Annotated in this window: 2 protein-coding genes; one reads left to right on the forward strand and one right to left on the reverse strand. The window is 64.9% G+C overall.

Going from position 1 to position 1,757, the window contains the following annotated elements:
* Window positions 1-175: 175 nt before the first annotated feature.
* A complete protein-coding gene (gene mgrA / locus BUB20358_RS27850) occupies window positions 176-1,219 on the reverse strand; it encodes an L-glyceraldehyde 3-phosphate reductase (RefSeq protein WP_006763131.1) in 1,044 nt (347 codons plus the stop codon).
* 192 nt (window positions 1,220-1,411) lie between these two features.
* Here mgrA and BUB20358_RS27855 point away from each other — a divergent pair, with 192 nt between their 5' ends.
* Complete coding sequence (locus BUB20358_RS27855; RefSeq protein ID WP_006763130.1) at window positions 1,412-1,618, forward strand: DUF3185 family protein; 207 nt, start codon at window positions 1,412-1,414, stop codon at window positions 1,616-1,618.
* The last annotated feature ends 139 nt before the right edge of the window (window positions 1,619-1,757 follow it).

Below are 1,757 nucleotides of genomic sequence, written 5' to 3' on the forward strand. Positions count from 1 at the left end.
TGGACCGCGTCTGCCGATTCCATCCTCGAAAAGCTACACCGACTTTGTTCGCGAATCAGCGGAACGGGACACTAGCTCGCGATGCGTCGCAGACGTCGCCGCACTGCGGCGACGCGGCGTATCGCGTGCGATGCGGGGCGCGACGGTGCGCCCCCGCATCCGTATCGACCGCCGGTCAGATCGCCTGATCGGTGGACGGCTTTTCCCAAAGATTGATCCCGCCTTCGGTCGCGTAGCGATCGATCTCCGCGAGTTCTTCCGCGGAAAATTCGAGGTTCTTCAGCGCGCCGACGTTCTCGCGCACCTGCTCCGCACGGCTCGCGCCGATCAGCGCGGACGTCACGCGTCCGTTACGCAGCACCCACGCGAGCGCCATCTGCGCGAGGCTCTGCCCGCGTCGTTCGGCGATCGCATTGAGCTTGCGCACATGCTCGAGGTTCTCCGCGCTCAGGTGATCCTGCTTCAGCGATCCGCCGCCCGGTTTGTTCACGCGCGCGTCGGCCGGCACGCCGTTCAGATATTTCGACGTGAGCAGCCCTTGCGCGAGCGGCGTGAACGCGATGCTGCCGGTGCCGATCTCGTCGAGCGTGTCGAGCAGTTCGTGCTCGACCCAGCGGTTCAGCAGGTTGTACGACGGCTGGTGGATCAGCAGCGGCACCTTGTATTGCGCGAGCAGCGCGGCCATCTCGCGCGTCTTCGCAGCCGAATACGACGAGATGCCGATGTACAGCGCCTTGCCCTGCTGCACTGCCGCCGCGAGCGCGCCGGCCGTTTCCTCGAGCGGCGTATGCGCGTCGAAGCGATGCGAATAGAAGATGTCGACGTAGTCGAGCCCCATGCGCTGCAGGCTCTGATCGAGGCTCGCGAGCACGTACTTGCGCGAGCCGCCGCCGCTGCCGTACGGGCCCGGCCACATGTCCCAGCCGGCCTTCGTCGAGATCAGCAGTTCGTCGCGGTACGGCCGGAAATCCTCCTTCAGCAACCGGCCGAAATTGATTTCGGCGCTGCCGTACGGCGGCCCGTAGTTGTTCGCGAGGTCGAAGTGGTTGATGCCGAGGTCGAACGCGGTGCGCAGGATTTCGCGCTGCGTCGCGATCGGCGTCGAGTCGCCGAAGTTGTGCCACAGGCCGAGCGACAGCGCAGGCAGTTTGAGCCCGGACTTGCCGCATGTGCGGTACTGCATGTCAGCGTAACGTTCGGAAGCTGCTTCGTAGGCCATGAGTCTATTCCGTCAGGACATCGGGGGAGGGACGCGCACCGGCCGCGATCGTGGTGGATCGCGCACCGGCGTCGAGGGGAACGTACGCCGGCTATGGTAGCGAAGGTCGCCGAAGCGCGCACGGCCATGGACGCGACCGCAGCCGTCGCCTACACTGCGGCGTCTCGAATCACCGTTTCAGCGAGGTTGGTCATGTCCCGCATCATCTCGGTCGCGCTGCTCGTCGGCGGCATCGTGCTGCTGTACTTCGGCGGCCAGTCGTTCCATTCGCTCAACGACAGCATGTCGCGCTTCTTCACCGGTTCGCCTGCGACGAAGACGATTCTGCTGATCGCAGGCGGCGCCGTCGCGTCGCTGGTCGGTCTGATCGGCCTCGCGATGCCGGGCGGCAAGCGCTGATCGTCCGATTGCGCGATCGCGCGATGACACGATCGCGCCGCGCCAAACGAAACGGGCGGCCTTGAACTGAACCCCAAGAGTTGGACATAGATCCGACCCTTGGGGTTTTTTCATGACGAAATACGACGAGCGGTTCAAG

Source organism: Burkholderia dolosa (assembly GCF_902499135.1).
Lineage (GTDB): Bacteria > Pseudomonadota > Gammaproteobacteria > Burkholderiales > Burkholderiaceae > Burkholderia > Burkholderia dolosa.

Excerpts from the sequence above, each read along its gene's own strand:
- mgrA (WP_006763131.1), bottom strand. The coding sequence starts at position 1,219 with ATGGCCTACGAAGCAGCTTCCGAACGTTACGCTGACATGCAGTACCGC.
- BUB20358_RS27855 (WP_006763130.1), top strand. The coding sequence starts at position 1,412 with ATGTCCCGCATCATCTCGGTCGCGCTGCTCGTCGGCGGCATCGTGCTG.